This is a genomic window from Lentzea xinjiangensis, assembly GCF_900110955.1.
Lineage (GTDB): Bacteria > Actinomycetota > Actinomycetes > Mycobacteriales > Pseudonocardiaceae > Lentzea > Lentzea xinjiangensis.
In genome coordinates this window covers 34610-53292 of sequence record NZ_FOFR01000026.1, presented here as the reverse complement: position 1 = coordinate 53292, position 18683 = coordinate 34610, and the positions used below count along the sequence as shown (strand labels likewise).

The window sequence follows — 18683 nt, the reverse complement described above, 5'->3', positions numbered from 1 at the left end:
ATGACGCTCGTCGCGGGCGTCGACTCCTCGACGCAGTCCTGCAAGGTCGTGATCCGCGACGCGGAGAGCGGCGAGCTCGTCCGGGAAGGTCGCGCCACGCACCCGGACGGCACCGAGGTGCACCCGTCGCACTGGTGGGACGCGCTACAGGCCGCGCTGTCGGACGCCGGCGGCCTCGACGACGTCGCGGCCGTGAGCGTCGCCGGCCAGCAGCACGGCATGGTCTGCCTCGACGAGGCCGGCGCCGTCGTGCGGGAAGCGTTGCTGTGGAACGACACCAGGTCCGCCGCCGCGGCGGCGGACCTGGTGGCCGAGCTGGGCGCGGCCGAGTGGGCGGCGAGGATCGGCCTGGTGCCGGTCGCGTCGTTCACGATCACCAAGCTGCGCTGGCTCGCCGAGCACGAACCCGCCAACGCCGCGCGCACCGCCGCCGTCTGCCTCCCGCACGACTGGCTGACGTGGCGGCTGCGCGGCACCGGCGACCTCGCCGACCTGGTGACCGACAGGTCCGACGCGTCGGGCACCGGCTACTTCGACTCGGCGGCGAACGCCTACGTGCCGGAGCTGCTCTCGCTCGGGCTCGGCCGCGCCGACGTGGCCCTGCCACGGGTGCTGGGCCCCACCGAGTCCGTCGAGGGCGCACTGGTCCTCGGCGCGGGAGCCGGCGACAACGCGGCGGCGATGCTCGGCGTCGGCGGTGACGACGTGGTGGTGTCACTCGGCACGTCCGGCGTCGTGACGGCCACCAGCGACGTGCGGGCGGTGGACCCGTCGGGCATCGTGGCCGGTTTCGCCGACGCCACGGGCCGGTACCTGCCGCTGGCGTGCACGCTGAACGCGGCCCGCGTGCTCGACGCGACCGCCCGCGTGCTGGGCGTCGACCTCGCGAAGCTGAGTGACCTGGCCCTGTCGGCACCGCCCGGCGCGGAAGGTGTGGTGATGGTGCCGTACCTGGAAGGCGAACGGACCCCGAACCTGCCCGACGCGACCGGCGCCCTGCACGGCCTGACCCTGACCAACGCCACACCGGCCAACATCGCGCGCGCGGCCGTCGAAGGCATGCTGTGCGGTCTCGCGGTAGGACTCGACGCACTGGCCGAACAGGGCGCGGACGTCAGCGGCGTCCGGCTCGTCGGCGGCGCGGCGGCCTCCCCGGCGGTCCGGGAGATCGCCCCGGCCATGTTCGGGGTGCCGGTGACGGTGCCAGAGCCGGGCGAGTACGTCGCCGACGGCGCCGCACGGCAGGCCGCCTGGGCGCTCACGCGGTCGGCGACGCCGCCGGAGTGGAGCGGCGCGGCGAGCCGGCGGTACGAGGCGGTGGCGGTGCCGGAGATCCGCGCCCGGTACGCGGACGCGGCGCAGAAGTACCTGAACCGATGACCGGCCGGGGGCCGGGCGTGGCGCGAGGACGCGGCGCGGTGGTCGTGGAGGCAACTTCACGACCGCTCGTGCCGAGGGCTCGCGCCCGCCCTGGCCCCTGGGCGGCGGCGCCGACCACCTGGCAGCCCATCGGGTTCGTGGGCGGCCAGGCGGTGCCGCAGTCGCCAACAGCCAGGCGATCGATCGCGGTGGCGACTGGGGCCGCGCGCAGCACGCCCCAGGCCCGCAGCTGTCCCGCGGCTACCCACTCCGCGGCCACCTGTCCGGCGACCGCCCACCCGGCGGCCACTCTCCCGGCGGCCACCCTCTCCGCGACCGCCCTCCCGGCAGCCACCCTCCCGGCAGCCGTCCACCCTGCAGCCACCCTCCCGGCAGCCACCCTCCCGGCAGCCACCCTCCCGGCAGCCACCCTCCCGGCAGCCACCCTCCCGGCAGCCGTCCACCCTGCAGCCACTCACCTGGCAGCCACTCACCTGGCAGCCGTCCACCCGGCAGCCACTCTCCCCACGGCCACCCACCCCACGGCCACTCACCCCACGACCGCCCACCCGGCAGCCATCCACCCCGCGGCCACCCACCAGGCAGCCGTCCACCCGGCAGCCACTCCCCCGGCAGCCACTCCCCCGGCAGCCACTCCCCCGGCAGCCACTCTCCCCGCGGCCACTCACCTCCGGGCCGCACCGCGGATCCACGCGCGGCCCGCCTCCACCCCGCGGCGATACTGGGTGCGATGACCACCGTCGACCACCTGCGCCAGGTCCGCCTGGGCAACCTGCGCACCGTCCTGCTCGCCCTGGTCGACCGCCCGGGCTCGAGAGCCGACCTCGCGGCACGGACCGGCCTCACCAAGGCCACCCTCTCCAACCTCACCGAACCGTTGCTGGCCAACGGGATCCTCGTCGAGGAACCGGCCACCCTCGCGGGCCTCGGCCGACCGTCCAAACCCCTGCGCTTCCACCCCGGCGGACCGGTCGCGGTCGGCGCCGAGATCAACGTCAGCCACCTGGCCGTCGAGATCCTCGGCCTGGACGGCGAGACCATCCGCCGCCACCTGGTGCCCGCCGACATCCGCAAGGCCTCGGCCGACGACGTCCTCGACCGCGTCGCCGGCCTGATCCGCGAGATCACCGGCGACCGCCCGCTGCTCGGCGCCGGGCTCGCGGTGCCCGGTGTCGTGCACGACGGCGTCGTCGTCCGGGCGCCGAACCTGCCGCACCTGGTCGGCGTCCCGCTCGCCGACGGCCTCAGCCGCCGGCTCGCGCTCGACGTCGAGCTCGACAACGAGGCCAACCTCGCCGCCCTCGCCCACCTCTGGCCGCGGCACCTCGCGGGCGAGGACTTCGTGCACGTGTCCGCGGACGTCGGCATCGGCGCCGGTGTCGTGCTCAACGGCGAGGTCTACCGCGGTGTCAGCGGGTTCGCGGGCGAGCTCGGGCACGTGGTGATCGAACGGGACGGCGTCCGTTGCACGTGCGGCAGCCGCGGGTGCGTGGAGCGGTACGCGGGGCTCGACGTGATCCTCCGCCAGGCCGGGCGCCGCCGGCTCGACTCGCTGCACAAAGCCTTGGCAGCGCAGGACGAACGCGCCCTCACGTCCGTGCGGCAGGCCGGGCAGGCCCTCGGTGTCGGGCTGGCCACGCTGATGAACCTCTTCGACGTGCCCACGGTCGTGCTCGGCGGCAGCTACGCCGTGCTGCACGAGCACCTCAGCGTCGCCGTTCAGTCCGAAATGGACAGAAGGGTGCTCGCGGGCGGTGAGCGGCACACCAGGCTGATCGCCTCGCCGCTCGGCGAGTTCGCGGTCGTGCGGGGAGCGGCCGGGCTCATCACCCGTCGCGCCGTGCAGCAGCCCGAGCGCCTCTTCGCCCAGCCGCCACGCCCAGACCGGCCGTGACCACGCCGAGCACCAGCGTGATGTATCCGCCGACGATGCCGTACCCGGTGCCGGGGCCGCCTTGCGCCATGACGACGACCAGCGCGCCGATCACCGCCCCGATCCCACCGGTGACCACGGCCACCAGGGCGCCACGTCCCCGCGTCAGCACCAGTACGGCGATGCCGGCGACGCCGAGCGCGCCGGCCACCAGCGACCACAGGCGTCCGGCGGTCATCTCATAAGCAGCAGCAACGAGTGTCATGGCACCAAGCCTGTCCCGGCGGGCACCGGAGGTCGTCGTGCGAGCGCAGACAGCGACTACTGCCGGCGCAGCAGGTTCGACCTCCTCCCGGCGGACGATCTCCCGGCGTCGGCGTCGGTTTAAGGTGCAACGCATGAGCAGGCACCGGCTGGACTGGGTGATCGCCGCCGGGGTCGCGGCGATCCTGGTGGTGGCCGGGCATCCCGCCACCGTCCTCGGCCAGGTGCTGCTGGCCGCGAGCGGCCTGGTCCTCGCGGCCCGCCGGACGGCACCGGTCGCCGTGCTCGCCGCGACGGGACTCCTCGCGCTGGGTTACCAGGCGACAGGCGCCGACGTGCCGGTGATCGCGTTCCTCTTCGCCGTCTACTCGACGATGCGAGCGGGCCACCGCGTCGTCACCGCGGCCGGTTCGCTCCTGCTGATCGCCACGCTGCCCCTCGCCGCGCTCGCCTCGCCGCGCGACCTCACCACCTTCGAGGCGTTCGCGCAGACCCGCGACGTCCTGCAGATCGCGTGGCTCATCGCCGCCGCGGCCGCCGGTGAGGCGCTCCGGCAGGCCGAGCGCAGGGCCGACGAGGCCGAGCGCACCCGCGAGGAGACCGCGCGCCGGCGCGCCGACGAGGAACGCCTGCACATCGCCCGCGAGCTGCACGACTCGCTCACCCACCAGATCTCCGTGATCAAGCTGCAGGCCGAGGTCGCGGTGCACCTGGCGCGGAAGCGGGGTGAGGAGGTGCCCGAGGCGTTGCTCGCGATCCGCGATGCCGGCCGGGAAGCCACCAGGGAGCTGCGCGCGACGCTCGAAGCGCTGCGGGACGACGGCGACCACCCCAAGCACGGCATCGGCGACGTCCCGGAGCTGGTCCGGCGAGCCAGGGCCACGGGCCTCGACGCGCAGCTCACCATCGAGGGCCACAACGACGACGTCCCGGCCGCGGTGGAACGGACCGCGTACCGGATCGTGCAGGAGTCGCTCACCAACATCGCCCGGCACGCCGCCGCGGCCACCGCGCGGATCCGCATCGACTACCGGCCGGACGCGCTGCTCATCAGCGTGGACGACGACGGCACGGCGACCCCCAAGACGTCGGCGGAGGGCGTCGGGCTGCTCGGCATGCGCGAACGGGTCACCGCGCTCGGCGGCAGCCTCCAGGCGGCGCCGCGCGGCGAGGGCGGTTTCTCCGTCCGGGCCGAGCTCCCGGTGGCGCAGCCGTGATCCGCGTTCTGCTGGTCGACGACCAGCCGCTGATCCGCAGCGGTTTTCGCGCCCTCCTCGACGCCGAGGACGACATCGAGGTCGTCGCCGAAGCGGCGAACGGGGAGGAAGGGCTCGAGAAAGCCCGGCTGCACGCGCCGGACATCGCCCTCGTCGACATCCAGATGCCGGGGGTGGACGGCATCGAGGCGACCAGGCGCATCGCCGGGGACCCGGCCCTCGCCGGCACGCACGTCGTGATCCTCACCAACTACGGCCTCGACGAGCACGTCTTCCACGCCCTCAAGGCCGGTGCGGCGGGGTTCCTCGTCAAGGACGTGCAGCCGGAGGACTTCCTGCACGCCGTCCGGGTGGCGGCCCGCGGCGACGCGCTGCTCGCCCCGTCGATCACCCGCAGGCTGATCGACCGGTACGTGAGCCAGCCGCTGCGGCCGGGCGCACAGCTCGGCCGGCTCACCAACCGCGAACGCGAAGCCGTGGTCCTGGTGGCGAAAGGCCTGTCGAACGACGAGATCGCCGCGAGCATGGTGATCAGCCCGCTCACCGCGAAGACCCACGTCAACCGCGCCATGACCAAGCTGCACGCCCGCGACCGCGCCCAGCTCGTGGTCATCGCCTACGAGTCGGGCCTGGTCGTGCCGCGGGCCACCGACCGCGGGTAGGTCTCGGTTCCGCCGCAGGGCGAGCCCGCGGTGAGGCGCCGAGGTTGCTCCCGCCGGCGGTGAGACACCACACAGGTCACCCGGAAACACCGGCGCTTCCCATGCCGTTGTACAGAGTGGTCGGTGCGGTCCGTGTCCCCCGGGCCTCACCTCATCGCCTTCGCGGAAGACCGTTCGGCTGGTACCGCGTCGTGCACCTCGCCGAGAGGCGACCGCCGCACCGGCCGTTCCCCAGCTCGCCCCCAGGTCGTCATACTCCCCCCGACAGACGGCCTGGGGGCGTCCTCGTCCCGCGAAACGCTGCGCAAAGGTCTGAGACACAACGGATCCCGCGTCGGCAACCTCCACCGCGCGTTCTCCGTCAGCGCTCGCTCCGACCGGTCGGCGGGACGAGCACGAGCTTGCCGCCAGGCCGGCGGGGCTGGCTGAGCGCGGCCGCTTCCCGGATCCGGTCGAGCGGGTAGGTGCGGGCCACCGGCACGACCAGGACGCCTGCGCCGGCCAGCCGCGCGAACTCCTGCAGCATCGCGAAGGGCAGGTCGACCTGGGTGGTCCGCCCAGAGCGCCGCCGAACTGTTCGAGGCGGTCACACCGCCGGTCCGCTGACTTCGCCGCGACGACCGCCTGAAACCGTTCAGCAGCCGGGGATGCGCGTGTTGCACCGGTGAGCGAGCACACAGATCACCAGGAAACACAACGCATCCCCGCACCGTTGAACAAGACAGTCGGTGCGGACCGAGTCCCCGGGCCCCACCTCATCGCCTTCGCGGAACACCGTCCGGCTGGAACCGCGTCGAGCACACCGCCGAGAGGCGACCACCGCACCGACCACACACCACGCCCTCAAGCCGCCCCACCCCCCAGACGGCTTGAGGGCCTTCCCACCCCGGCAAACCGCTCAACAGCAAGGGATACACAACCCCCACCGGTGAGCGAACGCACAAACCACCAAGAAACACAACGCATCCCCACAGCGTTGAACAAGACAGTCGGTGCGGACCGAGTCCCTGGGCCCCACCTCATCGCCTTCGCGGAACACCGCTCAACCGGAACCGCGTCGAGCACACCGCCGAGAGGCGACCACCGCACCGACCACACACCACGCCCTCAAGCCGCCCCACCCCCAGACGGCTTGAGGGCCTTCCCACCCCGAGCCCGACACCGTTGCCACGTCGGGCACAACGCGACCACCGAACTCGCCCTCACGCTGCCGTCCTCCCCCAGGCAGCGTGGGGGCTTCCCCGCTCTGCGGGCCCCGTGACGTCAGGCCACGCCCGCGGCGATCAGCTTCGCCCAGATCTCGCCCTGGTCGACGACCTCGACGCCGAGCTTCTCCGCCTTCGTCAGCTTGCTCGCGCCCACGCCCTCGCCGGTGATCAGCATGTCCGTGGTCGCCGACACCGACGACGCGGCGGTGGCGCCGGCGCGTTCGCACATCTTCTGGAACGTCGGGCGGGTGACCTTCTCGCCGGAGCGCGGGTCGCTGATCGAGCCCGTGATCACCACGGACTTGCCCTCCAGGGGCGCGCCGGCCACGACCACCGGTGGCAGGTCCTCCTCGCGGACCTCCAGCGAGACGCCGCGCTCCCGCAGGCGTTCGATCTCCGGGCGCAGGCGCGCCAGGTGGTTGTTCAGGGACTCGGCGACCTTCTGGCCGATGTCCTCGACGGCCACCAGCTTCTCCACGCCCGCGTCGGCCACCTCCTCCAGGGACCTGAAGCCCGCGCGGCACAGGCGGGCCGCGGTGCCCTCGGAGGCCATCGGGATGGAGAGGCCGATCAACGCGCGGCGCAGGCCCACGGAGCGGCTGCGGTCGATGGACTCGATCATGCGGGTCGCGGAGACCTCGCCCACGCGGTCGAACTCGAGGAGGCGTTCCTTGGTGAGCGTGTAGAAGTCCGACGGGTTCACCAGGTCGCCGGTCTCCGCCAGGCGCTCGATCCACACCTGGCCGATCGCGTCGATGTCGGCGGCCGCGCGGGAGGACCAGTGGATCAGGCGGCGCACGGTCTGGGCCGGGCAGGCCGAGTTGGTGCAGAACAGCTCCCGGCTGTTGCCCTGCTCGGTGAGCGGCTGGGAGCAGGACGGGCACGCCGAGGGCGCGACGATCTCGCGTTCGGCGCCGGTGCGCTTCGACTCGTCCAGCACGCCCGCGACGAACGGGATCACGTCGCCCGCGCGGCGGACCAGGACCGTGTCGCCGATCTTGATGCCGCGCGAGCGGATGACCTCCTGGTTGGCCAGGGTGGCGCGGGTGACGGTGGTGCCGCCGACGAACACCGGCTCCAGCCAGGCGACCGGGGCGATCTTGCCGGTCTTGCCCACGTCCCAGACGACGTCCATCAGGACCGTCGTCTTCTCCTCGGCGGCGAACTTGTAGGCGATGGCGCCGCGCGGGGACGACGACCTGGTGCCCGCGGCGGCGAACGCGTCGCGGTTGGCCAGGCGCAGCACCGCGCCGTCCAGGTCGTAGTCGAGCTCGTTGCGGGCCTGCTCGATGCCGCTGATCAGCTCCTGCGCCTCGGCGGCGGACGAGCAGTGCCGCATCTCGGCCACGCTGAAGCCGAGCTTGCGCAGACCCGCGTCCAGGTCGGAGTCGGCGCTCTCCGGCTCGGTCGTGAGGTCGAACGCGAAGAACTGCATGCGCCGGCCCTCGACCGCCTTCGGGTCCTTGGCGCGCAGCGTGCCCGCGGCCGCGTTGCGCGGGTTGATCAACGGCTTGTCCGGGTTCTTCTTGTTGTACGCGTCGAACGTCGAGCGCAGCATCACGCACTCGCCGCGCACCTCGACGCGGCCCGGCGCGTCGACCTTCTCCGGCACGCCGTCGCACAACGCGCGGGTGAGGAACGTGACGTCGTCGCCCGTCGTGCCGTCGCCACGGGTGACGGCACGCGCCAGGCGGCCGTTCTCGTACACCAGCGCGAGCGACAGGCCGTCGAGCTTCGGCATGACGACCACCGGCTGACCGGGGAACCGGGCGAAGAACGCCTCGACCTGCTCGGGCTTGTTCGCCTTCTCCAGCGACAGCATCGGCCGCGAGTGCCGCACCGGCGCGTGGAGCACCGACGGCGCGCCCACGTGGTCCAGCGGGTTGTCCTCCGGCGTGAGCTCCGGATGCTCGGTCACCAGCGCGCGGAACTCGTCCTCGATCGCGTCGTACTCGGCGTCCGCGACGAGCGGTTCGCCCTGGTAGTACGCGGCGCGCAGCTCGACGATCCGCGCGGCGAGCTCCTGAACACGGTCCCCGGCAGCATTCATGGGCAGGACGTTACCGGGCACCCCTGACAATCGCGTGCAGTTGCGATCGAGTGCTGCTCAAGCCGTGTGCTGGACACCGTCCACAGTGTTCTGGTCCGCGGTGTTCTAGTCCCGCGGCCCGCGCAGCGTCAGGACCACCCTCAGGACGTGTTCGACGGCGGCCGGGAACACCGCTCCGCGCAGCTCGTCGCGGTGCGCGAGCGTGGCCCCGGCGAACTCGACCATGCGGTCGGGCCCCACCCGGCGCACCACGAGCCCGGCCACCTCCTCCAGGTCGAGGCCGGGGTGGTCGAGACGGGTCAGCGCGAACTCGACGACCAGCTCCTCGTCGGTCACGGCCACCTCCTCCCGGTCGACCGGGAGGATTCTCCCACCGGTACGCGTCGGGAACGCGCGCTGGACCGGTGATCGGCGCCACCGCACGCTGTCCGACATGAAGTTCATCCGCCCGGACGCCCGCACCTGGAGCTGTCCGCCCGCGTCCACCGGGGCTCGGGACTTCCACCGGACCCTGCCCGGCTACGCTCCCACCCCGCTGGCGGAGCTCCCCGCCCTCGCGGCGGAGCTCGGGCTCGGCCGGTTGTTCGCCAAGGACGAATCCTCCCGGCTCGGCCTGCCCGCTTTCAAGGCCCTCGGCGCATCGTGGGCCGTTCACCGGGTCCTGCGCGAACACCCCGGACCGGTCACCCTCACCACCGCCACCGATGGCAACCACGGCCGTGCGGTAGCCCGCATGGCGCACTTGCACGGTCAACGCGCGCACGTCTTCGTTCCGAACGCAGTGCCGCAGCACGCCGTTGACGCCATCAGGGACGAACAGGCCGAGGTCACCGTCGTGGACGGCACCTACGACGACGCCGTCCGGCTGGCCGTCGAGGCGGACGGGATCCTCGTGCAGGACGTGGGCCGGCCCGGCTACGAGGAGGTCCCGGCCTGGATCGTCGAGGGCTGCAGCACGCTGTGCCACGAGGTCGACGACCAGCTCCCGGCCGAGGCGGGCCTCGTCGTCATCCCAGTCGGCGTCGGCTCGTTCGCCCAGGCCGTCGTCACCCACCACCGCGGCCGCGGCTCCGCGCGGCGCTGCTCGCGGTCGAGCCCGACACCGCGGCCTGCGTGCTGGAAAGCCTGAAGGCGGACGAGCTCAGGACCATCCCCACGGGCGACACGATCATGGCCGGGCTCAACTGCGGCACACCGTCCGCCCCCGCCTGGCCGTTCCTGCGGAACGGCCTCGACGCCGCCGTGTCCGTCAGCGACGCGGAATGCGCGAAGGCGATGGCGGACCTCCACGCGCTCAACGTCCACTCCGGACCGTGCGGCGCGGCGTCGCTCGCCGGGCTTCGCGCCGTCCGCGACGATTTCGGCCGGGTTGATCGCCATCGACTCGGTCAACCCCGGCCTCGTCCCCGGCGGCAACGGCGAAAGCGCCGTCGCCGACCACTGCGCCACCTGGTTCACCGCTCACGGCTTCGAGGTCCACCGCCTGGAGCGACGACCGGGCCGTCCTTCGCTCGTCGCCGTGCGGAAGGGCAGCGGCGGCGGGAAGTCGTTGATGCTCAACGGGCACATCGACACGGTCGGCACCGCCAACTACGCCGGCGACCCGCTGGAACCCGGGATCAGGGACGGCAGGATGTACGGCCGCGGCGCGTTCGACATGAAGAGCCGACTTCCGCGCCACGCTCACCCGCGGCCTCGCCAGGGACCCGTTCGAGGCCGACCCGGACGCGGAGATCGTCCGCACGCTCGTCGCGAACCTCGGCGAACCGCCCGTCGTCCGGGCGGAGCCGTTCTGGACCGACTGCGCGCTGCTGGACCGGGCCGGCATCCCGTGCCTGCTGTTCGGCGTCGACGGCGCGGGCGCCCACGCGGCCACCGAGCACGTCGACCTGGCCTCCCCCGACCGGCTCACCGACGTCCTGACCGGCACGATCACCGACTTCTGCGGCTGGCCCCGTCGCACACGACCCGCCGCGATTGGGCAGACTGGCGTCGTGACCCGACAGAGGACGAACTGACGTGCACGCCGCCGGACTGGTGCTGCACCCGCAACGGGACTCCGCCGCCGCCGTCGAGGCCGTGCTCGGCTGGGCGGCCAACCGCGGCGTCGAGATCCTCGGCATCAAGGACGAGATCCAGCGCCTGCGCTGCGCGGCCACCCCGGTCACGGCCGAGGAGCTGGGCCGGCGAGCCGACCTGGTCGTGAGCCTCGGCGGCGACGGCACGATGCTGCGCGCCATGCGGCTCGCCGACGGCGAGCGCGCGTCCGTCCTCGGCGTCAACCTCGGCAAGCTGGGCTTCCTGGCGGAGGTCGACGTGCCCGACCTGCCCGCGGCGCTGTCCGCGATCGACGCCCACGACTTCACCGTCGAGCCCCGCCTCGCCGTCGACGCGGTCTTCCACGACCAGGAGGTCACCGCGTTCAACGACATCGCCGTCGTCCGCATCCCCGGCGAGGGCAGCGCCAGGGTGGCGGTCAGGGTCGCCGGCCAGCCGTTCGTCAGCTACGCCTCCGACGCCGTCATCGTCGCCACCCCGACCGGCTCGACCGCGTACAGCTTCTCCGCTGGCGGCCCGATCACCAGCCCGTCCGTCGAGGCCCTGCTGGTCACGCCGGCCGCACCGCACTCGGCGTACAGCCGCGGGGTGGTGCTGTCGGTCCACGACCACGTCGAGCTCGACCTGCTGCCCTCGAGCGGCCGCCTCGCCGTCGAGGTGGACGGCATGGTCGCGGGCTACGTCGAGGCGGGCGACCGGGTCTCGCTGAGGGGCCGTCCCGCCGCGGCCCGCGTGGTGCGGCTCGGGATGACGACGTTCTACCAGCGCGCCCGCCGCAAGCTGCGGCTGACGGACTCGGCGGAGCTCGGGTGAGGCTGCGCGAGTGGACCGTCGAGGACGCCGCCTGGTACGCCGGAGCCACCAGGGACCCGGAGGTCCAGCGCTACACCACCGACCCGCCCACGCTCACCGCGGAACAGGTCGCCGACGCGATCAGGGCCCTGCCCGCCAACCCGGCCGCCGCGTCGTTCTGCGTCGAGGACGCGGGTGAGCGCTGCGGCAACGTCGCCGTCGAGGTCGAGGACGGCGTCGGCCACGTGTCGTACCTGATCGCGGCCAACGCCCGCGGCAGAGGCCTGGCGACCAGGGCGCTCACCGAGCTCGTCGCGTGGATCTTCGACAACCACCTCGCCGGCGAGCTGAGGCTGTGGACGCACCGCGACAACACCGCCTCCCGCAAGGTCGCCGAACGCGCCGGCTTCGTCCGCGACCCGGACCGCGACGAGGACCGCGTCGTCAAGGGCGCGGTCTGGCCGACTGTCGCCTACCGCCTCGTCCGCTGAAGGCCGGCGTCGGACACCGCCGCCCGCGCGATCAGGCGCTCCTCCGGCCGACCGCGGGGAGGAAGCCCGCGATCACGCACGCCAGCAGCGCGGTCGCGGCACCCAGGCCCATGATCAGCTGGAAGCTGACCGGGGTCGCCACCCCGGTGAGCACCACACCGGCCACCGCGCTGGAGGTCGAGGTGCCGATCGCGCGCATCAGCGTGTTGAGGCTGTTGGCGGCCGCCGTCTCCGACATCGGCACGGCCGACATGATCAGCGCCGGCATCGCGCCGTAGCCCAGGCCGATGCCGGCGCCGATCACGGCGGAGATGACGACGAGCTGCCAGATCGCGGACAGCATGACCACACCGGCGCCGTACCCGATCGCGACCACGAGCGCGCCCAGGACCAAGGTGACCCGAGGGCCCCGCGCGTTCGAGATCCGCGCGGACACCGGCGCCATCGCCATCATCACCAGGCCGGACGGCACCAGCACGAGACCGGTGACGAGCAGCGACTGCCCCAGGCCGTGCCCCGTGGCAGCCGGTAGCTGCAGGACCTGCGGCAGCACCAGCGACTGCGCGAACAGGGCGAACGCGAACGCCAGCGACGCGATGTTGGTCAGCAGCACCTGGCGCCGCGCCGTGGTGCGCAGGTCCACCAGCGGCCGGGACGACCGCAGCTCCCACCAGCCCCAGAGCACGAGGACCACCGCCGCCGCCACGAACAGCCCCGCGACGGTGCCGCCGCTCCACGCGGACGCCTTCGACACGCCGAGCAGCAGGCAGACCAGGGCGACCGAGAGCCCGACCGCGCCGAGGAGGTCGAACCGGCCACCGCTGCGGACCGGCGACTCCGGCACGACGACCAGGACCGCGACCAGCACGATCGCCCCGGCCGCCGCCGACGTCCAGAACAGCAGGTGCCAGTCGCTCCGCTCGACCAGCAACGCCGCCGCGGGCAGGCCGAGCGCGCCGCCGACGCCGAGCGAGGCGCTCATCAGCGCGGTCGCCGACGCCAGCCGTTCCGCGGGCAGCTCGTCGCGCATGATGCTGATGCCGAGCGGGATGACGCCGACCGCCAGCCCCTGCACCGCCCGTCCGGCGACCAGCGGCACCAGCGAGCCGCTGAGCGCCGCGACCACCGATCCCGCCACCACCATCGCGAGGCTGACGACGAGCATGCGGCGCTTGCCGTACATGTCGCCGAGCCGTCCGACGACGGGGGTCGCGACGGCGCCGGCCAGCAGGGTCGACGTGACCACCCAGGCCGTGTCGGCGGGTGACGAGCCGAGGAGCTGCGGAAACCGCGGCACGAGCGGGATGACCAGCGTGTGCATCAGCGAGACGACGATGCCGCCCATCGCCAGCACGGCCACGACGGCGTTCGGCCGCGTCACGGGCCGCGTTTCTCCGAGGAGCACCCGGCGAGTCTAAGTCAGTCAGTTGACTTAAACCATCGGGGTGGACATGGTGTAGAACGTCCTCGATGTCCGATGTCACCGCACCACCGCCGGGAAAGACGATGACCGAGGTCGGCACCACCCCGTCCAGGACCGGCCGGGCGCACGCCACCCGCGAGCTGATCCTGACCGCCGCGGAACGCCTGTTCGCCGAGCACGGCGTGCTGGCCGTGTCGAACCGGCAGGTCGGCGAAGCCGCCGGGCAGGGCAACAACACGGCTGTCGGCTACCACTTCGGCACGAAGGCCGACCTGGTCCGCGCCATCGCCCGCAAGCACCTGGCGGGGATCGAGGAGATCCGGCAGCGGATGGTCGCGGACCTCGGCGACGCCCCCGACCTCCGCGACTGGCTGGACTGCCTGGTGCGGCCGCTGACCGAGCACCTCGCCCAGGCCGGCAGCCCCACCTGGTTCGCGCGCTTCGGCGCCCAGGTGATGACCGACCCGACCCTGCGCCCGATCATCGTCGAGGAGACGCGGTCGTCGCCGTCGCAGGTGCGGATCCTGGCCGGGCTGAACGAGTGCCTGGCCGGCCTGCCCGACGAGGTGCGCGCCGAGCGCCACGACATGGCCAGGCAGCTGCTCGTGCACATGATCGCCGAACGCGAGCGCGCGCTCGCCGAGAACACCCCGACCCCGCGGGCGAGCTGGCACGACGCGGCGGACGGCCTCGTCGACGCCCTGACCGGGCTGTGGCTCGCCCCCGTCAGCCAGTCCCGCCGGCGGTAGGACTGGCTGGACGTGGTGTCCGGGAGCCGCTTCACCCGGCTGGTCGTCGTTGCGGACATCAGCCCTGGAGCACGTTGTCGCGCATCCGCCGCAGCATCAGCGCGAGGTGCAGCCGGAGCCGTCCGGGCGCCGAGTCGATCCCGAACCCGAGCACCGCCTCCGCCCGCGCGAGACGCGCGGGCATCGTGCTGTGGTGGCGGTGCAACGCGGCGGCGGCCTTGCGCACCGACCCCTCCGCGCACAGCGCGTCCAGTGTCGTGATCATGTCCGGCTCCGCGGCCAGCCGGTCCAGCGCCCGGACGTCCGGGAGCGCGCCCGCGGTCGCGTGGTCGAGCTGGTCCGCGATCAGCGCCAGCCCGCCGAGCCTCTCGTGCCAGACCACCGGCTCGCTGTCCGATGTGCACAGGAGCGCGGCGCGGGCCGCGCGCCAGGACGCCGCCGCGTCGACGGCGGGCAGCAGCGGACCGACGCCGAGGCGCCCGTCGACGCGGTCCGGGACCTCCGTCGCCAGCACCGCCCGCAGGTTGCCCACCACCGCGGAGCGCCCGGCGACCTGACCGGTGGCCGCCAGCACCCGCAGCGGTGTCGTGGCGCCGATGCCGAGCAGGTGCAGCGCACGCGACCGTTCCGCCGCGCCGACGCTCTCCGAGAGCACGAGCTCGACCAGCGCCGGGTCGCCCAGTTCCGGCAACGGCACGCTGGAATGGCCGAGCAGCACGGCGGCGGCGATCGCGAAGCGTTCCAGCAGCATGTCGTCCAACGGGGCCGGTGCGCCGTCGCGCGCGATCCAGACGTCCACGCCACCCCCGGTCGAGCGGACCTTCGCCCGCGCGGGCACCGGGCCCGCCGTCACGGCGGTCCCCGCGGCGGCCCGCAGCGACAGGCCCTGGCCGGGGACGTGCAGACCGGCCGGACAGCCGGCCAGCTCGGCCGTGCTGCGCACCAGGGCGTCCAGGCCGGCGCGCTGCGTGATCATGCGGTCGAAGAACCCGATCACCCGGACGGCGTTCTTGGCGTCGGCGTCCAGACCGGACAGGCGTAGCAGCAGGCCCTTCATGACGTCACGATAGCCGTCGGCGGAGGGCGGTCCCGGCACGCGAACGCCCCGCCGGTCCGCCACCTGGCGAGCGCGACCCCCGGACTTCCCGCCACCTGTCGGGTGCCCGCCGCCACGCCCCGGCCGGAGGATCACCTCATGAGCTACGCCATCGACCCCGAACTCCTGCCCTGGCTCGACCTGGTGCCCGCGGTGTCCCTGTCCGGCCGCGAAAGCCTGCTCGCCACCCGGGCCCGGCAGGCGGAGCTGGCTGGCCTGGTGCCGGTCTACGAGCCGACCGGTCCCGTCGACGTCCGCGACACGGCGGTCCCCGGTCCCGCCGGTGCTCCCGACGTGCCCGTGCGGATCTACTCCCCCGCCGGCCGGCGGAACCCGGTGCCCGGACTGCTGTACGTCCACGGCGGCGGGTTCGTCCTGGGGGACCTGGACATGGTCCACGCGCACGTGGTCCGGCTGGTCGACGAGCTCGGCGTGGTCGTCGTGTCGGTGGACTACCGGCTCGCGCCCGAGCACCCGTTCCCCGCGCCGGTCGAGGACTGCTACGCGGCACTGCTGTGGACCGCGGCCGGCGCCGGCGACCTCGGCATCGACCCGGAGCGGCTCGGCGTGGCGGGGGAGAGCGCGGGCGGTGGGCTCGCGGCGGCGGTGGCGCTGCTCGCCCGCGACCGCGGCGGGCCACGGCTCTGCTTCCAGTTCCTCGGAATCCCCGAGCTCGACGACCGGCTCGACACCCCGTCGATGCGCGAGTACGTCGACACGCCGTTGTGGAACCGGCCCAACGCCGTTTTCAGCTGGACCAGCTACCTGGGCGCCGAGCCGGGTGGCGACGTGTCGCCGTACGCCGCGCCCGCCAGGGCCACCGACCTGGCCGGGCTGCCTCCCGCCTTCGTGACGACCTGCCAGTTCGATCCGCTGCGGGACGAGGGGATCCAGTACGCGCAACGGCTCTCGCACGCCGGGGTGCACGCCGAGCTGCGGCTCTACCCCGGCACGTTCCACGGCTCCTCGCTCGTCGAGAGCGCGGCGATCTCGCGCCGGATGTTCGCCGACGAGGTGGACGCCCTGCGCCGCGGGCTGCGGATCACGCCGTCCCCGTGACCGAGGTGCCCGACTTCGTGACGTGGTAGGTGACCGTGGCGCCGCTCCAGTAGTGGAACGTCAGCGTCACCCGCGCGTTGTCGTTGACCTCGGCGAAGAACTCGGGCGTGAGCCTCGTGACGCCGGTGGCGTGGTCCGGCGCGAACGCCCGGTCGAACTCCTTGAAGGAGGTCCAGTTGTGCGGGCCCGCGTTCGAGCCGTCCGCGTACTTCGCCTCCATCGTGGCGAGCAGGTCACCGCGGAAGGCGGTCGGGATCGCGAACGAGCTCGTCGTGCCGGTGGCACCGGTCAGCAGCGGGGTGTCGTGGGTGATGAGGTTGATCCGCCACGGCACCCCCGCGGAGAAGTGGGCCGTGAGCACGGCGTTCGTGCCGTAGTCGCGCGACCCGCTCAGCCGGGTCAGCGCCGGCGCGGTCAGGGTGAGCTGGTCGCCCTGGACGGTGTAGTCGGTGCCGCGGACCAGTTGGGTGGCACCGTGGCGCAGGCCGGTGAACGTGGTTCCGTTGGTGTTCAACGTGATGGTCTTCGCGGTGACGGCGCTCGACCGCGCGCTGAACACCTGGTCGCTCGACGCCGTGCCGGAGCGGGTGGTCCAGCTCGACCTGATCTGCGCGGCGAGCTCGGGGTCGCTCCACTGGAACGACGTGCGGCCGAGGTGCTGACCGTTGTCCCACAACATGGTGGTGATGTTCTTCAGCCGCGCGTAATGGCCGAGGTGCTCGAAGAACTTCAGCTTCTCGCCCTGCTGGATCGTGCCCGTGTGGCGGTCGAACCCGAGCAACCCGTACTCCCCCAGGACCACCGGCACGCCCCGCGCGACGAAGGTGTTGTGCACGCGGTCGAACGAGTCGGTCAGGTCCTTCTGCGCGGTCGCGTCGTACCGCGTGCCACCGGCGACGTTCACGCTGAACGGCCAGTAGCCGTAGTAGTGCACGGTCGCGGCGAGGTGGGGATCGCCGAAGCCCCTGATCGACGTCGCCAGCTCGTCGAGCCGCGCCTGGTCGGACGACGTGTGCAGGGTGGGCAGCACGAGCAGGCGATGAGCGTTGTTGCCGCCCGAGCGCCGCACGATGTCGCGGAACGACGCGTTCAGCTCGTGCAGCAGTTGCGCGTTCTGGGCGTCTCCTGAGCTACCGGTGAACTGCGGCTCGTTCACGCTCTCGAAGACGAGCTCCGCCGGCGAGTCCTTGAACGCGGTCGCGAGCTGCGTCCAGATCGCGTTGTAGCGGGCGAGCACGCCGGCGCGGTCCGACGGCATGGCCGCGATCCACTGCCAGGAGTCGTGGTGGATGTTGATCATCACCTGGAAGCCGTCCGCCAGGGCCCAGCCGACGACCTCCTTGACCCGGGCCAGGTACGCGGCCTCGATGGTGTGACCCGGCGCCGGGCCCTGGTGCTGACCCCACGTCACGGGAATGCGGATGCTCTTGAACCCCTGCGCCTTCACGTTGTCCAGCAACGCCTCCGTGACGCGCGGGTTGCCCCACGACGTCTCGTCGGCACCGGTCGAGTCCAGCGTGTTGCCGAGGTTCCACCCCGGCTGCATCGCCGCCACCCGCGCCATCGCGTCGCCCGGCACCGGGTTGCCCGTCGTGGTGGTGGTCGTCGTGGTCGTCGTCGGAGGCGTGCCGGGATCGCCGGTGCAGGTGGTCCCGTTGAGGGCGAACGACTGCGGGGCGGTGTTCGTGCCGGACCAGCTCGCGTTGAAGCCGAACGACACGGTGGCGTTCGGCTCGATCACCGCGTTGTAGCCCGCGTTCACCGCCGTGACCTGGTCGCCGGACGACGTGACGGTGGCGTTCCACGCCTGGCTCACCCGCTGACCGGACGGCCACGTCCAGGTCAGGCGCCAGCCGTCGATCCGCTCCCCGACGTTGGTCACGGTGACGGCCGCGGTGAAGCCGCCCTGCCACTGGCTGGGCACCGCGTAGTCGACCCGGCACCCCGGTGCCGCAGCCGCGGGAGCCACGACCGCCAGGCCGACGCTCGCGGCCATCGAGACGAGAGCCGCCACCACCGCGCCAATGCGCCGACCCGTCATGAGCACACCTCCCGAGAAGCTGGGAACGCTCCCAGCTTTCGCGGCGGACTGTAACCAGCGGGCGATGATCCGGAAAAGCGACTGTCGAACTGTGGTCGATTTCGGAGCGAACCTCACATTGCACTGCCGGTAAGCACCGAGAATCGTTCCAGTTCACGCTTTTCGCCCAACGTCGGCACGGAACCGCACATGCCCTGACCACGACCTGTGCATCGAACATTCGAACGGGTACGACATTTCAGCGATGACTGCAAGCACTCACCGGAACCGCCTCCCGGTGAGCAGGCGTGGAAATTCCGCCGAACGGCTGCCTCACAGCA

16 protein-coding genes and 3 pseudogenes are annotated in these 18683 nt (G+C 72.8%); 12 read left to right on the top strand and 7 right to left on the bottom strand.

Translation table 11 applies throughout. From position 1 onward, the window contains the following. Both xylB and BMW88_RS35845 read left to right on the top strand, forming a co-directional pair. Positions 1-1380 (top strand): xylulokinase, encoded by a 1380-nt coding sequence (gene xylB / locus BMW88_RS35850; RefSeq protein WP_089959917.1) that lies wholly within the window; start codon positions 1-3, stop codon positions 1378-1380. A gap of 730 nt (positions 1381-2110) precedes the next feature. Beyond that, positions 2111-3274 (top strand): ROK family protein, encoded by a 1164-nt coding sequence (locus BMW88_RS35845; protein ID WP_089959914.1) that lies wholly within the window; start codon positions 2111-2113, stop codon positions 3272-3274. Here the strand turns inward: BMW88_RS35845 and BMW88_RS35840 are convergent. Further along, the gene (locus tag BMW88_RS35840; protein WP_089959911.1) at positions 3207-3518 is read right to left on the bottom strand and encodes a DUF6223 family protein; all 312 of its coding nucleotides are present in this window, start codon (positions 3516-3518) and stop codon (positions 3207-3209) included. The genes BMW88_RS35845 and BMW88_RS35840 overlap by 68 nt on opposite strands. Before the next feature lie 133 nt (positions 3519-3651). Here BMW88_RS35840 and BMW88_RS35835 point away from each other — a divergent pair, with 133 nt between their 5' ends. Then, a complete protein-coding gene (locus BMW88_RS35835) occupies positions 3652-4734 on the top strand; it encodes a sensor histidine kinase (protein WP_089959908.1) in 1083 nt (360 codons plus the stop codon). Continuing rightward, entirely contained in the window at positions 4731-5396 is a 666-nt protein-coding gene (locus tag BMW88_RS35830) for a response regulator (RefSeq protein WP_089959906.1), read from the top strand. The genes BMW88_RS35835 and BMW88_RS35830 overlap by 4 nt, the downstream gene beginning before the upstream one ends. A 361-nt stretch (positions 5397-5757) precedes the next feature. Here the strand turns inward: BMW88_RS35830 and BMW88_RS35825 are convergent, their stop codons facing one another. The 3 genes from BMW88_RS35825 to BMW88_RS35815 form a co-directional block, all read right to left on the bottom strand. Next, entirely contained in the window at positions 5758-5922 is a 165-nt protein-coding gene (locus BMW88_RS35825; RefSeq protein WP_089959902.1) for a zinc-binding dehydrogenase, read from the bottom strand. A gap of 737 nt (positions 5923-6659) precedes the next feature. Beyond that, positions 6660-8654, bottom strand: coding sequence for an NAD-dependent DNA ligase LigA (gene ligA, locus BMW88_RS35820; RefSeq protein WP_089959899.1), 1995 nt, complete (start codon positions 8652-8654; stop codon positions 6660-6662). A gap of 105 nt (positions 8655-8759) precedes the next feature. Beyond that, entirely contained in the window at positions 8760-8990 is a 231-nt protein-coding gene (locus BMW88_RS35815) for a hypothetical protein (protein ID WP_089960123.1), read from the bottom strand. A gap of 97 nt (positions 8991-9087) precedes the next feature. On the opposite strand from BMW88_RS35815, the gene BMW88_RS44380 reads away from it, so the two are divergent. The 6 genes and pseudogenes from BMW88_RS44380 to BMW88_RS35800 all read left to right on the top strand — a co-directional run bounded on the left by BMW88_RS44380 (position 9088) and on the right by BMW88_RS35800 (position 11995). Then, complete coding sequence (locus BMW88_RS44380; RefSeq protein WP_342715326.1) at positions 9088-9783, top strand: pyridoxal-phosphate dependent enzyme; 696 nt, start codon at positions 9088-9090, stop codon at positions 9781-9783. Beyond that, positions 9768-9953, top strand: a pseudogene (locus tag BMW88_RS44555) (PLP-dependent lyase/thiolase); the annotation flags it as partial. The gene BMW88_RS44380 and the pseudogene BMW88_RS44555, both read left to right, overlap by 16 nt. Before the next feature lie 253 nt (positions 9954-10206). Next, positions 10207-10308: pseudogene (locus BMW88_RS44550) on the top strand (M20/M25/M40 family metallo-hydrolase); the annotation flags it as partial. 52 nt (positions 10309-10360) lie between these two features. Next, positions 10361-10672, top strand: a pseudogene (locus tag BMW88_RS44545) (M20/M25/M40 family metallo-hydrolase); the annotation flags it as partial. Between the two features lies 1 nt (position 10673). Beyond that, positions 10674-11525 carry an NAD(+)/NADH kinase gene (locus tag BMW88_RS35805; RefSeq protein WP_089959897.1) on the top strand — a complete coding sequence of 284 codons (852 nt, stop codon included), beginning with the start codon at positions 10674-10676 and terminating at the stop codon, positions 11523-11525. Then, on the top strand, positions 11522-11995 hold the full coding sequence (locus BMW88_RS35800; protein WP_089959894.1) for a GNAT family N-acetyltransferase: 474 nt from the start codon (positions 11522-11524) through the stop codon (positions 11993-11995). Before BMW88_RS35805 ends, BMW88_RS35800 begins: the two co-directional genes overlap by 4 nt. 31 nt (positions 11996-12026) lie before the next feature. On the opposite strand, the gene BMW88_RS35795 is transcribed toward BMW88_RS35800, so the two are convergent. Then, positions 12027-13340, bottom strand: coding sequence for an MFS transporter (locus tag BMW88_RS35795; RefSeq protein WP_089960120.1), 1314 nt, complete (start codon positions 13338-13340; stop codon positions 12027-12029). A gap of 161 nt (positions 13341-13501) precedes the next feature. Here BMW88_RS35795 and BMW88_RS35790 point away from each other — a divergent pair, with 161 nt between their 5' ends. Beyond that, positions 13502-14167, top strand: coding sequence for a TetR/AcrR family transcriptional regulator (locus BMW88_RS35790; protein ID WP_089959891.1), 666 nt, complete (start codon positions 13502-13504; stop codon positions 14165-14167). 58 nt (positions 14168-14225) lie between these two features. Here BMW88_RS35790 and BMW88_RS35785 read toward each other — a convergent pair whose 3' ends face one another. Beyond that, positions 14226-15224, bottom strand: coding sequence for a helix-turn-helix domain-containing protein (locus BMW88_RS35785; RefSeq protein ID WP_089960118.1), 999 nt, complete (start codon positions 15222-15224; stop codon positions 14226-14228). A gap of 138 nt (positions 15225-15362) precedes the next feature. Between BMW88_RS35785 and BMW88_RS35780 the strand changes: the two genes are divergently transcribed. Continuing rightward, positions 15363-16322, top strand: coding sequence for an alpha/beta hydrolase (locus tag BMW88_RS35780; RefSeq protein ID WP_089959887.1), 960 nt, complete (start codon positions 15363-15365; stop codon positions 16320-16322). On the opposite strand, the gene BMW88_RS35775 is transcribed toward BMW88_RS35780, so the two are convergent. After that, entirely contained in the window at positions 16306-18363 is a 2058-nt protein-coding gene (locus BMW88_RS35775) for a cellulase family glycosylhydrolase (protein ID WP_089959884.1), read from the bottom strand. The genes BMW88_RS35780 and BMW88_RS35775 overlap by 17 nt on opposite strands. Positions 18364-18683 lie beyond the last annotated feature (320 nt).

Coding starts and splice junctions, on each gene's coding strand:
- xylB (WP_089959917.1), top strand. CDS start 1: ATGACGCTCGTCGCGGGCGTCGACTCCTCGACGCAGTCCTGCAAGGTC.
- BMW88_RS35845 (WP_089959914.1), top strand. CDS start 2,111: ATGACCACCGTCGACCACCTGCGCCAGGTCCGCCTGGGCAACCTGCGC.
- BMW88_RS35840 (WP_089959911.1), bottom strand. CDS start 3,518: ATGACACTCGTTGCTGCTGCTTATGAGATGACCGCCGGACGCCTGTGG.
- BMW88_RS35825 (WP_089959902.1), bottom strand. CDS start 5,922: ATGCTGCAGGAGTTCGCGCGGCTGGCCGGCGCAGGCGTCCTGGTCGTG.
- BMW88_RS35780 (WP_089959887.1), top strand. CDS start 15,363: ATGAGCTACGCCATCGACCCCGAACTCCTGCCCTGGCTCGACCTGGTG.
- BMW88_RS35790 (WP_089959891.1), top strand. CDS start 13,502: ATGACCGAGGTCGGCACCACCCCGTCCAGGACCGGCCGGGCGCACGCC.
- BMW88_RS44380 (WP_342715326.1), top strand. CDS start 9,088: ATGAAGTTCATCCGCCCGGACGCCCGCACCTGGAGCTGTCCGCCCGCG.
- BMW88_RS35795 (WP_089960120.1), bottom strand. CDS start 13,340: ATGGGCGGCATCGTCGTCTCGCTGATGCACACGCTGGTCATCCCGCTC.
- ligA (WP_089959899.1), bottom strand. CDS start 8,654: ATGAATGCTGCCGGGGACCGTGTTCAGGAGCTCGCCGCGCGGATCGTC.
- BMW88_RS35835 (WP_089959908.1), top strand. CDS start 3,652: ATGAGCAGGCACCGGCTGGACTGGGTGATCGCCGCCGGGGTCGCGGCG.
- BMW88_RS35785 (WP_089960118.1), bottom strand. CDS start 15,224: ATGAAGGGCCTGCTGCTACGCCTGTCCGGTCTGGACGCCGACGCCAAG.
- BMW88_RS35775 (WP_089959884.1), bottom strand. CDS start 18,363: ATGACGGGTCGGCGCATTGGCGCGGTGGTGGCGGCTCTCGTCTCGATG.